Source organism: Roseovarius sp. TE539 (genome assembly GCF_003298505.1).
Classification (GTDB): Bacteria; Pseudomonadota; Alphaproteobacteria; order Rhodobacterales; family Rhodobacteraceae; genus Roseovarius.
Genome location: NZ_QNGB01000013.1, coordinates 82,787 through 89,304, shown reverse-complemented (window position 1 = coordinate 89,304; position 6,518 = coordinate 82,787). Strand labels below are relative to the sequence as shown.

Sequence of the window (6,518 nt, the reverse complement as noted above, 5' to 3'; positions counted from 1 at the left end):
CGGGGGACACGCCCCGGGCAACGGTCTTGCCGTCTGCATCAACAACGCAGATCGAAATCTCTTTCAGTGAAACGTCCAAACCAGCATAGTAAATCATGGTCGTTCTCCTCACGGCTGTTTCTCAGTGAGGCCATTATACCGGACCTCGCACGCCACCGGAGAGCGACCGCCGCAATCACACCATGTATGCTGTTCGGAAGGCCGGGTTCACATCGGTTCAGAGAGCTGCAAGCGCTCGAGCCCCGGGACTGGATCTCCCACCTTGAACTTCGAAGTCCGTGTCGCCTACTCCTCGTCGATCGCTCACCCTGGCCTTGCGGCCATGCCGTGCCCTTGCCCGTTCGGGTTCTGGTCACGCCATTCGATAATCCTCTCCCCTGGTCGTCATGGCCCAGATCATGCGGGCCATCTTGTTCGCCAGCGCGACGGCCGCGACCATCTTGGGCTTGCGCGCCACGAGCGCGGCCAGCCAGCGGTTCGAACTGCCGCCCTTCCTTACCACCCAGCGGATCACGCTCATCGCGCCCACGATCAGCAGCCGGCGGATGTCGGTCTGACCCATCTTGCTGACGGAGCCCAACTTGGACTTGCCGCCCGTCGACCTCTGTCGTGGCACCAAGCCAAGCCAGGCGGCGAAGTTGCGCCCGCTGTCGAACGTGTCGAGGTCCGGTGCGAATGCCGCGACCGCGCCCGCGGTGACCGGACCGATCCCGGGGACGGTGCACAACCGACGCAACTGCGCATCTGTCTTCGATGCCGCCTCGAGCTCGTCCGCCAGCTGTTCGATCACCTCGGTGAGCCGCGCGATCTGCTCGAGATAGATCTTCCCCATTTCCCGGACCGGGCCAGGCAGATCGCTGGTCTCGTCGGCCAGCGCGTTCTCGAGTACCTTCAGGCTCGCAGGCCCCTTCGGCGCCACGAGCCCGAACTCGGCCAAATGTCCCCGGAGCGCGTTGATGAGCTGTGTGCGTTGCCGGACCATGCATTGGTGCGTTCGGAAGGCCACCGCGCGCCCCTGGGTCTCGGCGCTCTTCACCGCCACGAAGCGCATGGTCGGGCGCAGGGCCGCCTCCGCGATGGCTTCCGCGTCTGCCCGATCATTCTTCTGCCGTTTCACGAACGGCTTCACGTAAGCGGCCGGGACGAGCCGCACCTCGTGGCCGTGCCGTTGCGCAACCCGGCCCCAATGGTGCGACGTGGCACAGGCCTCCATCGCCACCACGCAGGCCGGCTGCTCGGCGAGAAGCGTTGCCAGCCGCGTCCGCGACAGACCTCGGTTGTACAAAACCGCCCCATCCTGCCCCACGGCGCAGACCTGAAAGCTACCCTTCGCCAGGTCGATCGCCAGCATGCTGATATTCGTCGTCATCGGTGTGCCCTCCGCTAAGTTCCAATCGAACTATTATGGCATAAAGGATGCCGTCAGGTGGGGGCATCCACCGCATCAGTTCACTGCATCTACCGGAACGCCTTCGAGTCCGGGGCGGAAGCCCGTTCCGGGATCGGCGTCTGGATCAGCTACCACAGCGAAAGACGCCCGCATTCATCGCACGGGCTGCCGACGCCGGCCGAGGCCTATGATACGTCGCCCCAAGACCCTGAAAGCCGCCGCCTGACATGAAACCAATGCTATAGCTTAGCCAGGCGGAAAACTGGTCGAAAAAGCAGGACTATCTCTCCACCTCTGTCTGGCCGTGGGTCTGCTCATCGGGTTCATGACGATCACCTTGCGGGTGGACCATTTCGTCACCGGGCTGGGTTTCAACCTGTTGGCCAGCGGTCTGACGCTGTTCTGGTTCCGCAGCTATGTCGGCGGGGCTAAACCGCCAAGTTACTCGACCATCGACAAGGCGCCAATTCCCGGTCTGTCGGAAATACCCGTGATCGGGCCGATCCTGTTCGACCAGCACCTGCTGACGTATATTGCCTTTCTGGGCGTGCCGGTCATCGCGGTCTTCCTGCGACGCACGGCCTACGGGCTCGAGACGCGCGCGGCCGGCGAGAATTCGCAATTCCTCGAAGCAAAGTGGCTTTCGGTGGCGACCCGCCAGTATAGCGCTGTCCTGTTCGGGTCGGCACTGACCGCACTCGGAGGGGCCTTCCTTCTGCTTGCCTTTGCCGACCAGTTCCGTCCGGATATTTCCGGTGGCCTGTGGTGGCTGACAATCGTGGTCGTCATTGCAGGTAACTGGCGCCCCGGGCGTACCATGACTGCCGTTCTGATCTTTGCCATCCTAGACAGCGTGGCCGTCCATGCTCAGGGTGTCGGAGTGGATATTCCTTATCAGTTCTTCCTGATGCTGCCATATGTGGCATCCATCCTGTTGCTGGTCATGATCCGAAGCCGGTCCGGCCAGCCTGCCAAACTTGGCGTACCCTACCTGAGACACTAGCCCGGAGGTCATCATGCCCGTTCAAACCTGGACCGAAACCGCCCCCCGCCTGATCGACGTGGCGATGGGGCGGACAATGGCCGAGACCGTCGTGCGTGGCGGCAAGTGGGTCAACGTCTATTCCGGCGAGGTCATCCCGGATACGGACATCGCCATCGCCGCGGGGCGCATTGCCTATGTCGGGCCGGATGCCAGCCACACGGTTGGCGCGCAGACCCGAATCATCGAGGCGGGGGGCCGTTACATGGTGCCCGGGCTGTGCGATGCGCACATGCATGTGGAGAGCGGCATGGTCACCGTCTCCGAGTTCGCCCGCGCCGTGATCCCGCACGGCACCACCTCGATGTTCATCGACCCGCACGAGATCGCCAATGTACTGGGTTTGAGGGGTGTCAAGATCATGCATGACGACGCCGCGGGCCTGCCGATCAATGTGCAGGTGCAGGTGCCCTCCTGCGTGCCTTCCGCGCCGGGGCTCGAGAATGCCGGCGCCGAACTTTCGGTCGAGGACGTGGCCGAGGCGCTGAACTGGCCACAGGTCTGCGGGCTGGGCGAGATGATGAACTTCCCGGGTGTGGCGATGAATGACCCGAAGATGCTGGGTGAGATAGGCGCAACCCAGAACGCGCACAAGACCGTGGGCGGGCATTATGCGTCGCCCGATCTGGGCCTGATGTTCCACGGCTACGTGGCGGGTGGCCCGGCCGACGACCATGAAGGCACCCGCAAGGAAGATCCGATCGCCCGCGTCCGGCAGGGCATGCGCGCCATGCTTCGGCTCGGCTCCGCCTGGTACGACGTTGCAGAGCAGGTCAAGGCGATTACCGAGGACGGAATGGACCCTCGCAATTTCGTGCTGTGCACCGATGACAGCCATTCCGGGACCCTGGTGCGCGACGGGCACATGAACAGGGTGGTCCGGCATGCTGTTGCGCAGGGGCTGAAGCCGGTCACCGCCATCCAGATGGCAACGCTGAACACTGCGCAGCATTTCGGCATGGAGCGCGACATCGGGTCCATCGCGCCGGGGCGGCGGGCGGACATCATCCTCTCGTCGGACCTGCCGTCGCTGCCTGTGGAGCTCGTGATCGCCGGGGGCGAGGTCGTGGCCGAGAACGGCGCGCTCAAGGCCGATATCCCGGAGGCGGAGTATCCGGCGTTCTGCCGCAACACCGTCAAGCTGGGCAAGGCCCTCGCGGCTGACGATTTCGACATATTCGCTCCTGAAGGCGCAAAGGAGGTTCGGGCCCGCGTGATCGGCGTTCTTGAGAACCAGGCCCCAACGCGGGCATTGGAAAAGTCCCTCAAGGTCGCGAACGGTCTGGTGCAGATGGATGCGGATGAAGACGTGTGCCAGATCGCCCTGGTCGAACGGCATCGCGGAACGGGTGGCGTGGTCAACGGGTTCGTCTCGGGGTTCGGTTATGACAAGCCTTGTGCCGTCGCCTCGACCGTGGCGCATGACAGCCACCACATGATCGTGGTCGGCACCTCCAGGGAGGACATGGCGGCGGCGGCCAATCATCTCGGCAAGGTCGGCGGCGGCATCACCGTGTTCTCGGAAGGGCGGGAACTGGCGACGGTCGAGCTTCCGATTGCCGGGCTGATGTCGGACGAACGGGCCGAAGTGGTCGCCCGAAAGGCAGACGCGATGGTCGACGCGATGGGGGCCTGTGGCTGCAGGCTGAACAACGCCTACATGCAGCATTCGCTTCTGGCACTTGTCGTCATACCCGAAATCCGCATTTCCGATCTGGGGATCATCGACGTCACGAAATTCGAGAAAGTCGATCTGCTTTTGTGAGCGGGCGCATGCCGGGCGCGTAAGTGTGGCGGCGACAGGCGGCTTGCCGGGTCAGCAGGTAGCCGCTTATGTCGCGAGTGGGGTCTCGCCCTAAGGCCGCCCGACCACGCGGGATCGGCGCACACCCGGACAAAGGGCTGTGGCGTCCGATCTGGGAATGCCAACGCGCCGTGTGCCAAATGGGAACCGCCCGTTCAGGGCCGACGTGATCGACAGGGTCTACACGGGGCGGCAATCCACCTTCGCATGACGGCCGGACCCTCGATACCGGGCGCGGCGGGTGTATCGCGCAAAGAAGGCTTGCGGGTATCGCGATGCCCCGGCCGCGATCTGGCGATGTACGAGGCGACGGCACAGGTGCTCCGGCGCTTAGGGCGCGTCCGGCAAGAAGTTCTCGACTAATCGCTTTCGCGCGGGTTAACGTCCGGACAAAAGAAACCGTGCCGAGGGACAGACACGACGATGACCCGCATGATCCTGCGCCGCCTCCTGTTGGGTGCCGTGACAGTCTGGCTGGTCTCGGTGATCATTTTCGCCGGGGTCGAGATACTGCCCGGCGATGCCTGCACCGCTTTCCTGGAGCGTGAGGCGAAGGGGCAGCTTCTGGCCAATTGCCGGGCTGATCTGGGGCTGGAGCGCCCCGCGGCCCTGCGCTACCTCGATTGGGCCTGGGGCGCCCTGCAGGGCGATCTCGGCGTGTCGGCCGACGGTCAGGAAAGTATTGCCAGCCTCGTGGGCTCGCGGCTCAGGAACTCTGCGCTGCTGGCAGCCTGTGCTCTGGCCGTCGGCGTTCCGATGGCCATCGTGCAGGGCGTGGTTGCCGGGCTGCGGTGTGACGGACCACTGGATTACGGCATCTCGTCGCTGGCGATCGTGTCGATGACGATCCCCGAATTCGTTTCCGCCACGGTGCTGATCCTCGTGTTCTCGGTATGGCTGGGCTGGGTGCCGGGGATCGTGGTGGCCCCCGCCGACTACCCGGTTTCGGCGTTCTTTCCGGGCATAATCCTGCCGGTGGCGGTTCTCACGCTGCTGATGGTGGCGCACATCCTGCGCATGGTGCGGGCCTCGGTGATCGAGGTCATGGCCAGCGATTACGTGCAGATGGCGCTGTTGCGCGGGGTGCCGTACCGCCGCATCGTGTGGAAACACGCCTTGCCCAATGCGCTTTTGCCGGCGATCAATGTCGTGGCGCTGACGGTGGCCTGGCTTCTGGGCGGCGTGGTGGTGGTCGAGGTCGTGTTCAACTATCCCGGCCTCGGGAGGATGACCATCGACGCGATCTCGGATCGCGACCTGCCCGTGGTGCAGGCCATCGCACTGATCGTCGCCTCCGCCTATGTGGGCGTGAACCTTCTGGCCGATCTGCTGTCGCTTGTCCTCAACCCGCGCTTGCGCACCCACACCGCGAGGCGTGCATGACCGCCCCTGACGCGTCCGCCCCCGTTCCGCCGCGCGGCAACAGCCGGGCCCGCCGCGCCTGGCTGGTCGTGCGCGCGATGCTGCGCGAGCCGGCCGGCTGGTTCGGGCTGTCCCTCGTGGCCGCGCATCTGCTTCTGGCGATCTTCGCGCCGCTGCTGGTTCCATACAACGCGACTGCCATGGATGCCGGGGCGATCCTTGGGGAACCGTCGATGGCGCATCCGCTGGGCACCGATCACCTGGGCCGCGACATCCTGACCCGCACAATGCTGGGGGGGCGCGAGGCGCTCATTGTTACCGGCATCGGCACCCCCGCGGCGCTGGTCTGGGGCGGATTGCTGGGGATCTTCACCGGGTTGGTCGGGGGGCGTTTCGACGAGGTGCTCATGCGTATCGTCGATGCCTTCCTGTCGCTGCCCTGGATCCTCAAGCTTCTGGTCCTCGTGGTCACCTTCGGCACCACCAACGCGGTTCTGATCCCGACACTCGCATTCTTTTTCGGCATTCCGGTAATACGGGTCGCCCGCGCCGCCACCCATGAAGTCGTGGCGCGCGATTTCATCCAGGCCGCCCGGGCGCGCGGGCACGGCCGCGCCTCGATCATGATGCGAGAACTGCTGCCGAACGTCACCGGCCCGCTGATGGTGGAAGGCGCGATGCGCTGGTCCTGGATGCTGCTGGCCTTCTCGTCCTTGTCCTTCCTGGGCTTCGGCGCCACACCGCCGACACCCGACTGGGGCCTGATGATCTCGGATGGCAGGCTCTACATGACTGTTGCCCTCTGGGGTGTCCTGGGGCCGATGGTTGCGCTGGCGTCATTGATCATAGGCATAAACCTCGTGGCTGACGCACTGGCGATCGTGATGCGGGTCGACCACTCCAGAAGAGACGAAATCTGA

Annotated in this window: 6 protein-coding genes; 5 read left to right on the top strand and 1 reads right to left on the bottom strand. The window is 64.6% G+C overall.

Annotation, left to right across the window (positions count from 1 at the left end; translation table 11 throughout):
* Positions 1 to 352: 352 nt before the first annotated feature.
* Positions 353 to 1,369 (bottom strand): IS110 family transposase, encoded by a 1,017-nt coding sequence (locus tag DQW77_RS10310; RefSeq protein ID WP_113258139.1) that lies wholly within the window; start codon positions 1,367 to 1,369, stop codon positions 353 to 355.
* Between the two features lie 57 nt (positions 1,370 to 1,426).
* Here DQW77_RS10310 and DQW77_RS18775 point away from each other — a divergent pair, with 57 nt between their 5' ends.
* The 5 genes from DQW77_RS18775 to DQW77_RS10285 all read left to right on the top strand — a co-directional run bounded on the left by DQW77_RS18775 (position 1,427) and on the right by DQW77_RS10285 (position 6,518).
* A complete protein-coding gene (locus DQW77_RS18775) occupies positions 1,427 to 1,621 on the top strand; it encodes an integrase core domain-containing protein (RefSeq protein ID WP_181711235.1) in 195 nt (64 codons plus the stop codon).
* 73 nt (positions 1,622 to 1,694) lie between these two features.
* Positions 1,695 to 2,393, top strand: coding sequence for an ABC transporter permease (locus DQW77_RS10300; protein ID WP_113258137.1), 699 nt, complete (start codon positions 1,695 to 1,697; stop codon positions 2,391 to 2,393).
* Between the two features lie 13 nt (positions 2,394 to 2,406).
* On the top strand, positions 2,407 to 4,197 hold the full coding sequence (gene ade / locus DQW77_RS10295; RefSeq protein ID WP_113258136.1) for an adenine deaminase: 1,791 nt from the start codon (positions 2,407 to 2,409) through the stop codon (positions 4,195 to 4,197).
* A 462-nt stretch (positions 4,198 to 4,659) separates the two neighbouring features.
* Positions 4,660 to 5,619 carry an ABC transporter permease gene (locus tag DQW77_RS10290; protein ID WP_113258135.1) on the top strand — a complete coding sequence of 320 codons (960 nt, stop codon included), beginning with the start codon at positions 4,660 to 4,662 and terminating at the stop codon, positions 5,617 to 5,619.
* Positions 5,616 to 6,518 (top strand): ABC transporter permease, encoded by a 903-nt coding sequence (locus tag DQW77_RS10285; protein WP_113258134.1) that lies wholly within the window; start codon positions 5,616 to 5,618, stop codon positions 6,516 to 6,518. Before DQW77_RS10290 ends, DQW77_RS10285 begins: the two co-directional genes overlap by 4 nt.